14 protein-coding genes are annotated in these 12,891 nt (G+C 68.2%); 4 read left to right on the top strand and 10 right to left on the bottom strand.

Annotation, left to right across the window (positions count from 1 at the left end):
* Positions 1-167: 167 nt before the first annotated feature.
* Together AC3A3G_RS13625 and AC3A3G_RS13620 are read left to right on the top strand one after the other, a co-directional pair.
* A complete protein-coding gene (locus AC3A3G_RS13625) occupies positions 168-635 on the top strand; it encodes an antitoxin Xre/MbcA/ParS toxin-binding domain-containing protein (RefSeq protein WP_165906558.1) in 468 nt (155 codons plus the stop codon).
* 8 nt (positions 636-643) lie between these two features.
* A complete protein-coding gene (locus tag AC3A3G_RS13620) occupies positions 644-1,120 on the top strand; it encodes an RES family NAD+ phosphorylase (RefSeq protein WP_200167282.1) in 477 nt (158 codons plus the stop codon).
* A 6-nt stretch (positions 1,121-1,126) separates the two neighbouring features.
* Here AC3A3G_RS13620 and AC3A3G_RS13615 read toward each other — a convergent pair whose 3' ends face one another.
* Together AC3A3G_RS13615 and katG are read right to left on the bottom strand one after the other, a co-directional pair.
* Positions 1,127-2,014 carry a hydrogen peroxide-inducible genes activator gene (locus AC3A3G_RS13615; RefSeq protein ID WP_487488483.1) on the bottom strand — a complete coding sequence of 296 codons (888 nt, stop codon included), beginning with the start codon at positions 2,012-2,014 and terminating at the stop codon, positions 1,127-1,129.
* 113 nt (positions 2,015-2,127) lie between these two features.
* Positions 2,128-4,356: a catalase/peroxidase HPI gene (gene katG / locus AC3A3G_RS13610; RefSeq protein ID WP_487488429.1), complete on the bottom strand. Its 2,229-nt coding sequence runs from the start codon at positions 4,354-4,356 to the stop codon at positions 2,128-2,130.
* Between the two features lie 281 nt (positions 4,357-4,637).
* On the opposite strand from katG, the gene AC3A3G_RS13605 reads away from it, so the two are divergent.
* Positions 4,638-5,192: a peroxiredoxin gene (locus AC3A3G_RS13605; RefSeq protein ID WP_487488428.1), complete on the top strand. Its 555-nt coding sequence runs from the start codon at positions 4,638-4,640 to the stop codon at positions 5,190-5,192.
* Positions 5,193-5,430: 238 nt separating this feature from the next.
* Positions 5,431-5,964 carry an alkylhydroperoxidase, AhpD family gene (ahpD, locus tag AC3A3G_RS13600; protein WP_200167276.1) on the top strand — a complete coding sequence of 178 codons (534 nt, stop codon included), beginning with the start codon at positions 5,431-5,433 and terminating at the stop codon, positions 5,962-5,964.
* A 77-nt stretch (positions 5,965-6,041) separates the two neighbouring features.
* Here ahpD and AC3A3G_RS13595 read toward each other — a convergent pair whose 3' ends face one another.
* From AC3A3G_RS13595 to tsaB, 8 genes are all read right to left on the bottom strand, one after another.
* Positions 6,042-6,461, bottom strand: a complete 420-nt coding sequence (locus tag AC3A3G_RS13595) for a helix-turn-helix domain-containing protein (protein ID WP_200167275.1) — start codon at positions 6,459-6,461, stop codon at positions 6,042-6,044.
* A 98-nt stretch (positions 6,462-6,559) separates the two neighbouring features.
* Complete coding sequence (gene lnt / locus AC3A3G_RS13590) at positions 6,560-8,152, bottom strand: apolipoprotein N-acyltransferase (protein WP_487488427.1); 1,593 nt, start codon at positions 8,150-8,152, stop codon at positions 6,560-6,562.
* Positions 8,149-8,604, bottom strand: coding sequence for an rRNA maturation RNase YbeY (gene ybeY / locus AC3A3G_RS13585; protein WP_487488426.1), 456 nt, complete (start codon positions 8,602-8,604; stop codon positions 8,149-8,151). The genes lnt and ybeY overlap by 4 nt, the downstream gene beginning before the upstream one ends.
* Entirely contained in the window at positions 8,604-9,611 is a 1,008-nt protein-coding gene (locus AC3A3G_RS13580) for a PhoH family protein (protein ID WP_088491473.1), read from the bottom strand. Before AC3A3G_RS13580 ends, ybeY begins: the two co-directional genes overlap by 1 nt.
* A 150-nt stretch (positions 9,612-9,761) precedes the next feature.
* Complete coding sequence (gene miaB, locus AC3A3G_RS13575; protein WP_487488425.1) at positions 9,762-11,165, bottom strand: tRNA (N6-isopentenyl adenosine(37)-C2)-methylthiotransferase MiaB; 1,404 nt, start codon at positions 11,163-11,165, stop codon at positions 9,762-9,764.
* Positions 11,166-11,235: 70 nt separating this feature from the next.
* The gene (locus tag AC3A3G_RS13570) at positions 11,236-11,703 is read right to left on the bottom strand and encodes a Fur family transcriptional regulator (protein WP_487488424.1); all 468 of its coding nucleotides are present in this window, start codon (positions 11,701-11,703) and stop codon (positions 11,236-11,238) included.
* Positions 11,704-11,740: 37 nt separating this feature from the next.
* Positions 11,741-12,175: a ribosomal protein S18-alanine N-acetyltransferase gene (gene rimI / locus AC3A3G_RS13565; protein ID WP_368923116.1), complete on the bottom strand. Its 435-nt coding sequence runs from the start codon at positions 12,173-12,175 to the stop codon at positions 11,741-11,743.
* Positions 12,172-12,879 carry a tRNA (adenosine(37)-N6)-threonylcarbamoyltransferase complex dimerization subunit type 1 TsaB gene (gene tsaB / locus AC3A3G_RS13560; protein ID WP_200167269.1) on the bottom strand — a complete coding sequence of 236 codons (708 nt, stop codon included), beginning with the start codon at positions 12,877-12,879 and terminating at the stop codon, positions 12,172-12,174. Before tsaB ends, rimI begins: the two co-directional genes overlap by 4 nt.
* Positions 12,880-12,891: the final 12 nt, after the last annotated feature.

The following is a 12,891-nucleotide window of genomic DNA, read 5'->3' as shown; positions in this document are numbered from 1 at the left end:
ACACCGGGATCCAGTACTTTGGCTTCAGAACGCCCTGCTCAGCGGCTAAGACATAGTTTGGCTCACTCACTGGTTCCCGGTGTCCGCCGAGATGAGCGGGGAAGCGAAGCTCTTGCCCCTTCGTCGCTTGACGCCCATATTGTCGTCATATGACGAAAGCCGCCGCCATGACCGCCCTCGACCTCTACGCCTCGCCCGAGACCCTGCCCGCCAGCGACGCGGCGCGGATCGGCAAGCTGCTGGGCCTGAACGACAATGAGACGATGGACGACGTGGCCCTGGCCGAGCGGGTGTCGCAGGGGCTGAAGCCCGCCGCCGCCGCCGCCCTGGGTCAGGTGATCGGCATGCCGCGCGTGGTCGGCCAGATCATCCCCGAGGCGACGCTGCGGCGCGCCCGCACCAGCCGCAAGCCCCTGTCGCGCGAGATGAGCGAGCGCCTGTACGAGGTCGGCCGCGTGGTCGACGCCGTGGGCCGCGCCTATCGCGGCGACAGCGCCGCCGTGGTCCGCTTCCTGAACCGCCCGCACCAGCTGCTGAACGGCCGCACTCCCCTGGCCATGGCCCAGTCCAGTTCGGCGGGGGCCGAGGCGGTGATCAATCTGGTGCGCCGCGCCGACGCCGGCTTCGCGGTCTAGGCCCGTCCATGCACCGTCGGCTGGACGACGCGCTCAAGGGATTCCGCATCGGCGATCCACGCGGCGAATATCCCATCTGGAGCGACGGCGGTTCGCGCCGGGCTTCCGGCCGCTGGCACGAGGCGGGCCAGCGGGTGATCTACGCCGCCGAGCACTATTCCACCGCCATGCTGGAGAAGCTGGTCCACTTCGGCGGCGAACTGCCGTTGGGCCAGCATCATGTGGGTATCCACATCCCGGCGGGCGTCTCCTATGAAGTGGTCAACCCGGACCTGGTCCCCGGCTGGGCCGAGCCGGGCGGGGCGGCCGCTCGCGCCTTCGGCCGCGCCTGGCATGCGGAAGGCCGCTCGGCCCTGCTGATCACGCCCTCGGTCGTGGCGCGGATGGAGCGCAACTTCGTCTTCAACACAGCCCATCCCGACTTCGCCCGCATCAAGCCGGGGCTGGAGACGCCGGTCTGGTGGGACAGCCGCCTGTTCAGCTGACGCGGCTCAGTCCAGCTTCAGCGCCTCGGCCAGCAGGCGCGCCTCAGCGGCGCGGCTGGATCCGGCTCGCCAGGCGACGACGATCTCGCGGTGCGGGGCGTTCTCGGCGATGGGGCGCATGACCACGCCGGGATGATCGGCCAGGCCCGCCTTCACCGCCATATTGGGCAGGAAGCTGACCCCCAGGCCGGACGAGACCATCTGCACCAGCGTCGGCAGGGTGGTCGCAGCGAAGACGTCCTCGCCGCGCGGCGCTTCGATCTTCACCGCCGCCAGCGCCTGGTCGCGCAGACAGTGGCCGTCCTCCAGCAGGATCAGATCCTCGGACTTCAGCAGGCCTTCAGGGATGGGTCCGGCGCCGTCCAGGGCGTGACCGGCGGGCACGGCGGCCAGGATTTCATCGTCGCCGATACGGGCGTGGTCGATGCCCGGCGCATCGTAAGGCAAGGCGATGACGGCGGCGTCCAGCTGTCCCGCCTTCAGGGCGCTGATCAGCCGCAGCGTAAGATCCTCGCGCAGGAACAGGCGCAGGCCCGGATAGCGGTCGCGCAGGCCCGGCATGGTCCTGGGCAGCAGGAAGGGCGCGACCGTCGGAATGACGCCCAGGCGGAACCGGCCCGACAAGGGCTTGCCGGCGTTGCGGGCCGCCTCGACCAGATCCTCGGTGCGGGCCAGGACGTCCTCGGCCCGCTTGACCGCCTCGGCGCCCACGGCGGTCAGGATCACCGCCCCGCGCGTGCGCTCGACGACGGGCGCCCCCAGTATCTTCTCCAGCTCCTGAACGCCGGCCGACAGGGCCGGCTGGCTGACGTGAGCGGCTTCGGCGGCGCGGCTGAAGGAGCCGTGCTCGGCCAGGAGCTTGAGATACTGAAGCTGGCGCAGGGTGGGGAGCATGCGAGCGACATAGGGGCTCGCGGCCCAGAGAGCAAAATCCATGATGCAGCTCCGAACGCTTGCGGGCGCCGCCGATCGACGGCGCCCGCGTGGAGTTCGACCTCGCAGCCCTTTTAGGCGGCCAGGTCGTAGCGGTCGGCGTTCATCACCTGGACCCAGGCCGACACGAAGTCGCGGACGAACTTCTCGCCCGCATCGGCCGAGGCATAGACCTCTGACAGGGCGCGCAGCTGGGCGTTGGAGCCGAACACCAGGTCGGTGCGCGTCGCCGTCCACAACTCTTCGCCGCTGGCGCGGTCATTGCCGGTGAAGACCTCGTCAGCGCTGTCGTCCACCTGTTTCCAGGCCGTGCCCATGTCCAGCAGATTGACGAAGAAGTCGTTGGACAGGACGCCCGGACGATTGGTCAGCACGCCGTGGGTCGAGCCGCCGTGATTGGCGCCCATGACCCGCAAACCGCCGACCAGCACCGCCATCTGCGGGGCGCTGAGGCCCAGCAGCTGGGCGCGGTCGACCATCAGTTCCTCGGTCGGCACGTTGAACCGCACCTGCAGATAGTTGCGGAAGCCGTCGGCGCGCGGCTCCAGCACCGCGAAGCCTTCGACGTCGGTCTCCTCCTGCGAGGCGTCGGTGCGGCCGGGGACGAAGGGAACCTCCGTCGCATGACCGCCGGCGCGGGCCGCCGTCTCGACACCGACGCCGCCGCCCAGGACGATCAGATCGGCGATCGACACCGTTTTGCCGCCCGAGGCCTGGCCGTCGAACTCGGCCTTGATCGCCTCATAGGCCTTCAGCACGCGGGCCAGTTGTTCCGGCTGATTGACGTCCCAATCCTTCTGCGGAGCCAGGCGGATGCGGCCGCCGTTGGCGCCGCCGCGATGGTCCGAACCGCGATGGGTCGAGGCTGAAGCCCAGGCCGTCTGCACCAGCTCCGCCACCGTCAGACCCGAGGCGGCGATCTTGGCCTTCAACACCTTGATGTCAGCGGCGTCGATCACCGGTCCCTGCTGCGCCGGAATCGGATCCTGCCAGATCAGGTCTTCGGCCGGAACGTCTGGGCCCAAATAGCGGGCCTTCGGCCCCATGTCGCGGTGGCACAGCTTGAACCAGGCCCGCGCGAACGTATCGCCGAAATAGGCCGGGTCGGCGCGGAACCGCTCCATGATCTTGCGGTACTCGGGGTCGATCTTGAACGCCATGTCGGCGGTCGTCATCATCGTCGGCACGCGCTTGCCCGGCGTATGGGCGGCCGGGGCCAGGGTCTCGGGCGGATTGCCGATCGGCTGCCACTGCTTGGCGCCCGCCGGGCTGCGGACCAGCTCATAGTCGTGGTCCAGCAGCATGTCGAAGAAGGTCATGTCCCAGGTCGTCGGCGTCGGCGTCCAGGCCCCCTCGATGCCCGAGGTGATGGCGTGGTCGCCCACGCCGCTCTCATGGCCCGAGATCCAGCCCAGGCCCTGCTGGGCGATGTCCGCGCCCTCGGGACTGGCGCCGACCTTGCTGGCGTCGCCCGCGCCGTGCGCCTTGCCGAAGGTGTGCCCCCCGGCGGTCAGGGCGGCCGTCTCCTCGTCGTTCATGCCCATGCGGGCGAAGGTCTCGCGGATGTCGCGGGCCGAAGCCAGGGCTTCGGGCACGCCGCCGGGGCCTTCCGGATTGACGTAGATGAGGCCCATCTGGATGGCGGCCAGCGGTTCTTCCAGCGCCATGCCCTTGTCGGGCTGGATGCGGGTTTCATTGCCCTCTTCGCCGACCCACTGCTCTTCCGTGCCCCAATAGACGTCCTTCTCGGGCTCCCAGACGTCGGCGCGCCCGCCGCCGAAGCCGAACACCGGCCCGCCCATCGATTCAATGGCGACATTGCCGGCCAGGATCATCAGATCGGCCCAGGACAGCTTGGCGCCGTACTTCTGCTTGATCGGCCACAGCAGGCGGCGCGCCTTGTCCAGGTTGCCGTTGTCCGGCCAGGAGTTCAGCGGCGCGAACCGCTGCTGGCCGGCACCCGCGCCGCCGCGTCCGTCGCCGGTGCGATAGGTGCCGGCCGAGTGCCAGGCCATGCGGATGAAGAAGGGGCCGTAATGGCCGTAGTCCGCCGGCCACCAGGGCTGGCTGTCGGTCATCAGGGCGGTCAGGTCGCGCTTGACCGCCGCCAGATCCAGCGACTTGAACGCCTCGGCGTAGTTGAAGTCGTCGCCCATCGGATCGCCGTTGATCCCCTGCTGATGCAGGATGTCGAGCGACATCTGATTGGGCCACCAGTCGCGATTGGTGCGTCCCAGCAGCGAACGCACCGCGTCTTTCTTCATCGGGCGGCCCTTGGGGGCCCCGTCGGTGTTGCCGTCCATGATCGTTCCTCCTCAGGTTCGAAGCCTCGAGGCTATGACCGCTCAGGCGGAAAGGAAAATCGATTAACTTGTTCGCGATCACAGAAGAAACTTATAGCGAAGCCTGAATTCGCTTCGCAGGCCTCGCTTATCAAGCACGGCCAGTTTGATAGATTAAATCTATCATCATGCGTCAAATCATCGATTTGACTTCAAGCCGGGAAAAGCCGATCCCCTGTCCATCGACGGCGTCCTCCCCAATCGACGCCGCCGAAATCTTTTATCATGGATGGAGAAGCGCGATGCTCGGCGTCGGTAAAAAACTGCCTGAATTCAAGATTATCGGTGTGAAGCCGGGCTTCAACGCTCACGAAGAGAACGGCGTCTCGGCGTTCGAAACTGTCACGCAGGACAGCTTCGAGGGCAAGTGGAAGGTCATCTTCTTCTACCCGAAGGACTTCACCTTCGTCTGCCCGACCGAAATCGCCGCCTTCGCCAAGCTGGGCAAGGACTTCGCCGACCGCGACACCGTGGTTCTGGGCGGTTCGACCGACAATGAGTTCACCAAGCTGGCCTGGCGCCGCGACCACGCCGACCTGAACAAGCTGCCGATCTGGCAGTTCGCCGACAACGGCGGCAAGCTGGCCTGCGCCCTGGGCGTGCTGGACGAAGAAGAAGGCGTGGCCCTGCGCGCGACCTTCGTCGTCGACCCGCACAACGTCATCCAGCACGTCTACGTCACCAACCTGAACGTCGGCCGTTCGCCGGAAGACACCCTGCGCGTCGTCGACGCTCTGCAGACCGACGAGCTGTGCGCCTGCAACCGCCCGGTCGGCGGCGACACTCTGGCCGCGTAAGTACTGGCCCAAGGGTCGCAACGACCAGGCCCGGACCGCGTGAGTAGGGTCCGGGCCGCCCCTCGAAAGAGGCGGCGGCGGGCGACTGTCGCCGCCTTTTTCATGCCCGCTTCGTTATTCTTGGGCGCTATGCTCGGCTCGCGGAGCTTCGCGGCTTGAGCGCCCATCCAAGCCGTGCGGCTCAAGCCGTGAGCGACCGCGTCGCGAACGATAGCCGCTTCTCGAAAGGAACACGAAAATGTCCATCGACGCCCTGCGCGACCTGATCCCGGCCTATGGCAAGGACATCTCGCTGAACCTGTCCTCGCTCGCCAACGAGACCGTTCTGAACGATCAGCAGAAGTGGGGCAGCTTCCTGGCCTCGGCCCACGCCATCGGCGTCGGCCCCGTGGTCAAGCTGATCGAGGCCCAGGCCGCGACCGTCCTGTCGCCCGAGGCGATGAACGCCGCCAAGGCCGCCGCCGCCATCATGGGCATGAACAACATCTACTATCGCTCGCTGCACCTGATGAAGAACCAGGAGTACACGACGCTGCCGGCCAAGCTGCGGATGAACATCATCGCCAATCCGGGCGTCGACAAACTGGACTTCGAACTGTGGTCGACCGCCGTCTCGGCCATCAACGGCTGCGGCGCCTGCCTGGACGCCCACGAAGGCGAACTGCGCAAGCACGCCGTGCCGAACGTCCAGATCCAGGCCGCCCTGCGCATCGGCGCCGTGGTCCACGCCGCCAGCCGCATCGTCGCCTCGGAGACGGCGCTGACCGCCTGATCCCCAGCGGGCTCCAAAACAGGAAAAGGCGCGGATCGCTCCGCGCCTTTTTCTTTGTCCGCCGGCTCGCGACGCCCTCAGCCGTCGTTGTCGACGCCTTCATCGACCAACTCACGCATCAGGTCGACCACCAGCTTCTGTTGACGCGACGACAGGCGCGGCGCCAGGCGGCCGATCTCGATGGTCTGACGGGTGGCGGGAAAGTCATGCACGAAGGGCTCGGCCTCGCCCTCGGCCATACCGGGCTGGGCCGCGCCGGTCAGCCCATCGAAGAAGTAGCCGATGTCGACGCGAAAGAAGCGGGCGATGTCCCATAGCTTGGACGCCGAGATTCGGTTGGCGCCCTTTTCGTATTTCTGCACCTGCTGGAAGGTGACTCCCAGCGCCTGGCCCAGATCGGTCTGATTATAGCCCAGGGCGATGCGCTTCTCGCAGACGCGCCGCCCCACATGCCGATCCACCAGATGGGGACCATCAGCCCCGGAACCCCTGACCATGTCCTGCCCTCTTCCCTGATTTTCTTTTCGACATGCCGCCGCTCTCGGCTTCTGTCATGCGTTTTCGCGTCACAGGGGCGCCGCCGCTCTCGATAGGGTTAACGCTCCAGCTGCGCATTTCCGGCGCGGCGTCGCCCCGCGATCAGCATTATAACCAGCAAGACGGCGAACCCCATATCGCCCCACCGGCCGTAGAGCGTCGGCGCCGCCGCCTGCGGCAGACGCACATCGATGATCCCGGCCTGACCGGGGTCCAGCCGCTTGCCTTCGACGATGCGGCCCCACGGATCGATCATGGCCGAAACGCCGGTCGGCGTGGCCCGCGCCACCGGCAGGCCGGTCTCCAGCGCGCGATAGGAGGCCAGGTTCAGATGCTGGCGCGGGCCCGACGTCTTGCCGAACCAGGCGTCGTTGGAGACGTTGACGATCCAAGCCGGGCGCGTCGCCCGCGTCGCCGGCGTGAAGCCCGGATAGAGGGCCTCGTAGCAGATCAGCGGCTGCACCGGCGGCGCGTTGACCAGGCTGATCGGCGCGGGCGTCGGTCCGGCGGTGAAATCGGCGGGAACGTGAACCAGGCTGCGCACGCCGATCTTGCTCATCAGTTCGCCCATCGGCAGGTATTCGCCGAACGGCACCAGCCGGTGCTTGTCATAGATGGGGCCGATGCGCAGCCCCGCCTCGCCGCCTTCGTCGTGCAGGGCGAACAGGCTGTTGTAATAGCGGGCGCCGGTCTCGGCGCTCGGGTCCGACTCGCCCCGGCTCAAGCCCGCCAACAGGGTCTGGCCGGTCTGCAGCGCAGCGGCCACCGCATAGGCGTCGTTGGTGGCGAACAGGTCATTGGCCGTGGTCGGCAGGGCGCCCTCGGGCCAGATCACCACGTCAGGCAGGGCGGCGGCGGGCTGGGCGGTCAACTCCAGATAACGGCCCAGGATGGCGTGATAGGCCTCCGGGCTCCATTTATAGTCCTGGGCGATGTCGGCCTGGACCAAGCGCACCAGGGTCGGCGTCTCCACCAGCTGCGCCGATGACAGGCGCACGGCGCCGAAAACGAACAGGCCGATCAGGGTCGACACGCCCAGCCCCGCCGAGATCAGGCGCGGTCGGCGCGGCCCGGCGTCGGCCAGAGGCGCCAAGGCGCTGACCGCCGCTACCGTGATCAGGCCCAGCCCATAGACCCCGCCGATCGAGGCGAACTGCGACATGGCCGATCCGGCCGCCCAGCTCGCGCCCGCCGGGTTCCACGGAAAGCCCGTCAGCACATGGCCTCGCGTCCATTCCAGCAGGGCGAACAGGGCCGCGAACAGCAGGACGCGCCACACGCCTGCCGGACTGAGCCGGCGATAGGCCATGGTCGCCAGCCCCCAGAACAGCCCCATGCCCGCCGGCAGCAGGCTGGCCGCGAAGGGCGCCATCCAAGCCTGGGCCGGATTGACCAGAAAGGCCTCGGCCACCCACCAGCAGCCGATGAAGAAATAGGCGAAGCCCGCCAGCCAGCCGACCCAGAAGCCGCCCTTCATGCCGCCTGAACGATCCGCCAGCAGCAGCAACAGCGGATAGCCCAGCAGGCCCGGCAGAAAACCGAACGGCGGATGGGCCAGAGCGGCGCTCGCCCCGGCCAGAAGCGCCAGAACGATCCGGCCCCAGCGGTTGTTCAGAAGGCCCGCGAACCGGGCGGCGATCGCCCCGCTCACGCGGCGCCCTCATGCTCGGCCGCATAAGGATCGGCGACGCCCAGTTCGTCCAGGATCTCGCGCTCCTCGGCCTCCATCTCCTCGGCCTCGGCGTCGTCCTCGTGATCGCGGCCCAGCAGGTGCAGCACGCCGTGGACGACCAGATGGCTCAGATGATCCGACAGGGTTTTGCCCTGCACCTGCGCCTCCGCCGCGCAATAGGCGTAGCCCAGCACCACGTCGCCCAGATGCGGAAAGGCGCTTTCCGCCGCCGGGAAGGACAGGACGTTCGTCGGCCGATCCTTGTCGCGGAAACGCTTGTTCAGATCCTGCACCGCCGCGTCATCGGCCAGCAGCACCACCACATCGCCCTCGATGGTCCCAAGGGCGGCCACGGCGGCGCGCTCGGCGACCGCCGCCGCCTCGGGCAGGGCCACAGTCCAGCCGTCGCTGTCGATCTCGACCTCGATCATCAGGCGTCGTCCTCAAGGTCGGGGAAGGGGCGGCTGCGCGCCGCATCGGAATCATAGGCGCGCACGATGCGCTCGACCATGGCGTGGCGCACCACGTCCTCGGACTTGAACTGCTGGACGCCGACGCCCTCCACGTCCTTGAGGATGCGCAGGGCGTGAGCCAGGCCGGAATCGCGCGGGTTCAGCAGGTCGACCTGAGACGGATCGCCCGTCACCACCATGCGCGCGCCCTCGCCCAGACGGGTCAGCACCATCTTCATCTGCATCCGCGAGGTGTTCTGCGCCTCATCGACGATGATGAAGGCGTGGCTCAGGGTGCGGCCGCGCATGAAGGCGATGGGGGCGGCCTCGATCTCGCCCTTCTCGCGGCGGCGGCGCACGTCGTCCACGCCCAGGATGTCGTTCAGCGACTCCCAGATCGGCGCCAGATAGGGGTCGACCTTCTCGTTCAGATCGCCCGGCAGGAAGCCCAGCTTCTCGCCCGCCTCGACCGCCGGGCGGGTGATGACCAGCCGGTCCACCTGCCCCCGCTTCAGCAGGGAGGCGCCGTAGGCCGCCGCCAGGAAGGTCTTGCCCGTGCCCGCCGGGCCGACGCCGAAGGTCAGTTCGCAGCGGCCCAGCATCTCCAGATAGCGCGCCTGAGACGCCGTCTTGGGGGCGATGGCGCCGCGACGGCCGACCGGCAGGGCGGCGCCCTCCGGCACGCTCCGTCCCCCGCTGCGGCCCGCCGGCTCGGCGCGCGGCTGGGTCACGGCGGCGCCCAGGGCGGTGCGCACGTCGGCCTCGGTGATCTCGGCCCCCGCCTCGGCCCGGTTCGACAGAGCCTCGATCACCCGGCGCGCCTGGGCGCGATCCCGCGTCGAGCCGTTGATCGACACCCCGCCGCCCGGCGTCTCGACCAACACCTTGAAGGCGTCCTCGATCAGGGCCAGGTGACGGCTCTGCGGCCCGATGACGGCGCGCAGGGCCTCATCGCTGAGGGACAGGAACTCGGACTCTCGCGCCATGAGGTCTCCTTAAGAGTCCCTGTCGCCTCGCACGCGGTGCGAGGCGACAGGGACATGATTGAATGTTCCTAACGCCTCACGCACGGCGTGAGACTGCTTGAGGAACGATAGCCTAGGGCCGCTCGCGACGCGTGCGTTGAAAGAGACCCGTCAGTTCGTCTGGATCAGTCGGCCGGACAGGCTGTTCTGCTGACCGCTGATGATCTCGACCGGAACGATCCGGCCGATCAGTTGATCCGCGTCGTCGACGTGGACCGATTGCAGATAGGGCGAGCGGCCGATCGCCTGGGCGCCGTGGCGGCCCTTCTTCTCGAACAGCACCGGCAGGACGCGCCCGGCCAGCGACTGGTTGAAGGCGACCTGTTGCTCGGTCAGCAGGCCTTGCAGGGCGTGCAGACGCTCCTTGGCCACGTCGTCCGGAACCTGGGCCGCCATGGTCGCGGCGGGCGTGCCGGGACGCGGCGAATACATGAAGGAGAAGGCGCTGGCGTAGTTCACCCGCCGCACCAGATCCATCGTGTCCTCGAAATCGCGATCCGTCTCGCCGGGGAAGCCGACGATGAAGTCGCCCGCCATCGCCATGTCGGGCCGCGCCTCGCGGATGCGGTCGATCAGGTCGAAATACTTCTGACGCCCGTGCTTGCGGTTCATCAGGCGCAGGATGCGGTCCGAACCCGCCTGAACCGGCAGGTGCAGATAGGGCATCAGGGCGTCCAGTTCGCCGTGCGCTGCGATCAGGTCGTCCGACATGTCGTTCGGATGGCTGGTCGTATAGCGGATGCGGTCGATGCCGGGGATGGCCGCCAGGGCGTAGGCCAGCTTCGCCAGGGTGAACGGCTTTCCGTCCGGCCCTTCGCCGTCATAGGCGTTGACGTTCTGGCCCAGCAGGGTGACTTCGCGCACGCCCCGATCAGCCAGGGACCGGGCCTCGGCCAGCACCGCCGCGACCGGCCGCGACCACTCGGCGCCGCGCGTATAGGGCACGACGCAGAAGGTGCAGAACTTGTCGCAGCCCTCCTGCACCGTCAGGAAGGCCGTGACTCCTTCCGTACCGCGCGTCGCGGGCAGGGCGTCGAACTTCTCATTGGGTGCGAAGTCGGCGCCGATGCGCTCGCCGCGCGCCCGCGCCGTGCGGGTCAGCAGCTCCGGCAGCTGGTGATAGGCCTGCGGCCCGACCACCAGATCGACCGCCGGCTGGCGCTTCATGATCTCCTCGCCCTCGGCCTGGGCGACGCAGCCAGCCACGACGATGGTCATGGCGCCCTGTCCCGCCGCCACGCGACGATCCCGCATTTCCCGCAGCTTGCCGAGCTCGGAATAGACTTTTTCCGCCGCCTTCTCGCGAATGTGGCAGGTGTTCAGGATGACGAAGTCGGCGTCTTCCGGCGTTTCGGTCGAGGCATAGCCCAACGGCCGCAGCACATCGGCCATGCGCTCCGAGTCATAGACGTTCATCTGACAACCATAGGTCTTGATGAACAAGCGCTTGGGCGCGGCGCTCGCCTCAGATGCGCCAGCGTCCGCCAGGGCGGGAGTGTCGAGCGTATCAGTCATGCACGGCTTATGATCGCCGAAATCGACGACGGCAAGCGCGGGCGCGGCCCGGGACGAACGGCGACCGAAGTCAGCCTTCGCCCTCGGCGCGATGACGCTTGTAGATCAGGCCTTCGCGCTCGCTCGGCTCGACGCCGGGGATGGCGTGACCGTACAGCTCCAGCTTGTGGCCGACCAGTTCGAAGCCCAGGCGCTTGGCGATCTCGGTCTTCAGCCGTTCGATCTCGGCGTCGAAGAATTCGATGACCTCGCCCGTCTTGGTGTCGATCAGGTGATCGTGGTGGTCGTCGCCGGCCTCTTCATAGCGGCTGCGGCCGTCGCCGAAGTCGTGCTTCTCGACCACGCCCGCCTCTTCGAACAGGCGCACGGTGCGATAGACGGTGGCGATGGAGATATGCGGATCGATCGCCGAGGCCCGGCGATACAGTTCCTCCACATCGGGATGGTCTTCGGCGTTCGACAGGACGCGGGCGATCACCCGACGTTGCTCAGTCATGCGCATGCCGCGCTCGGCGCAGAGTTTTTCGATCCGGTCCATGGCGGCGAAGATAGGCTGTACCGTCGCCTTATGGAAGCTATCGAGGAAAGTTCAGGACAAGCGTCAACGCATCCTCTCCGCTTCCGTCCGCATGCGAATAATAGCCGCGACGACGTCCCATCTCGACGAAGCCGCTTCGGGCGTAGAGGGCGCGGGCGGCGACGTTGCCCTCGGCCACCTCCAGGAACATCCGCTCGGCTCCCAGGGCGGCGGCCCGCACCACCGCCGCCTCGATCAGGCGAACGCCCAGACCCGCGCGACGCGCCGAGGGCCGCACCGCCAGGGTCAGGATCTCGGCTTCGTCGACCACGACGCGGATCAGGATGAAGCCGTCCTCCTCGGCCACGGCGAACACGCCCGGCGCGGCCAGCAGTTCGGTCAGGGCCGCTTCATCCCACGACGCCGCAAAGGCCTCGGCGTGGATCGCGGCCAGATGCGTAGGATCGACCGCCGGAAAGAGCGGCGCGCTCACGCGGCGGGCTGACGCGGCTGGCCCGGCAGGCGACTGGGCGGCGTAGCGTCGGGCGCGCGCAGATAGAGGGGAACAGGCGGCGACGTCGCCGGATCGGCGGCCAGTGTCAGGGCGGCCAGCGCCTCTGGCGCGGGCGCCGCCAGAAGCGACAGCCGCGCGGCGGTGAAATCCTCAGGGAAGGCCTCGGACAGAACCGCCGCTCCCGATCCGACTAGGACCGGCGTCCCCGCCCCCGCCTCGGCCAGGATGCGGTCGCGCGCCGTCTCCAAAGGCCAGGCTTCGGCTTCGCCCAGCGGCGCGCCGCCGCGGAACAGCCGCGCATAGACCTGACCCCGGCGGGCGTCGATCACGGCGGCGACCAGCCCTTCGGCCTCGACCGAGGCGGCCAGGGCGTCCAGCGTCGAGACCCCGATCACCGGTCGATCCAGCGCCGCCCCCAGGCCCAGGGCGAAAGCCAGGCCCACGCGCAGGCCCGTGAACGACCCCGGCCCTACCGTCACCCCGATGCGGTCCACGCCGTCGAAGCCCCCCGCCTCATCCGCCGCGTCGCGGGCCAGACCGCCCAGTCGCTCCTGATGGCCCTTGGTCATCTGTTCGCTGCGCAGTCCCAGAACGTGCAAACCCGCGCCCGCGTCGACTCCGCCGTCCGCGAACACCCCGGCGACGCAAGCGCCCAGCGCCGTATCGATGACCATGACCTTCATGGCCTGTCCCTA

It is taken from the genome of Brevundimonas sp. Soil_N_31 (assembly GCF_057655995.1).
This window is presented reverse-complemented; position numbering and strand designations above follow the sequence as displayed.

Coding starts and splice junctions, on each gene's coding strand:
- AC3A3G_RS13625 (WP_165906558.1), top strand. CDS start 168: ATGACCGCCCTCGACCTCTACGCCTCGCCCGAGACCCTGCCCGCCAGC.
- AC3A3G_RS13620 (WP_200167282.1), top strand. CDS start 644: ATGCACCGTCGGCTGGACGACGCGCTCAAGGGATTCCGCATCGGCGAT.
- AC3A3G_RS13615 (WP_487488483.1), bottom strand. CDS start 2,014: ATGCTCCCCACCCTGCGCCAGCTTCAGTATCTCAAGCTCCTGGCCGAG.
- katG (WP_487488429.1), bottom strand. CDS start 4,356: ATGGACGGCAACACCGACGGGGCCCCCAAGGGCCGCCCGATGAAGAAA.
- AC3A3G_RS13605 (WP_487488428.1), top strand. CDS start 4,638: ATGCTCGGCGTCGGTAAAAAACTGCCTGAATTCAAGATTATCGGTGTG.
- ahpD (WP_200167276.1), top strand. CDS start 5,431: ATGTCCATCGACGCCCTGCGCGACCTGATCCCGGCCTATGGCAAGGAC.
- AC3A3G_RS13595 (WP_200167275.1), bottom strand. CDS start 6,461: ATGGTCAGGGGTTCCGGGGCTGATGGTCCCCATCTGGTGGATCGGCAT.
- ybeY (WP_487488426.1), bottom strand. CDS start 8,604: ATGATCGAGGTCGAGATCGACAGCGACGGCTGGACTGTGGCCCTGCCC.
- AC3A3G_RS13580 (WP_088491473.1), bottom strand. CDS start 9,611: ATGGCGCGAGAGTCCGAGTTCCTGTCCCTCAGCGATGAGGCCCTGCGC.
- miaB (WP_487488425.1), bottom strand. CDS start 11,165: ATGACTGATACGCTCGACACTCCCGCCCTGGCGGACGCTGGCGCATCT.
- AC3A3G_RS13570 (WP_487488424.1), bottom strand. CDS start 11,703: ATGGACCGGATCGAAAAACTCTGCGCCGAGCGCGGCATGCGCATGACT.
- tsaB (WP_200167269.1), bottom strand. CDS start 12,879: ATGAAGGTCATGGTCATCGATACGGCGCTGGGCGCTTGCGTCGCCGGG.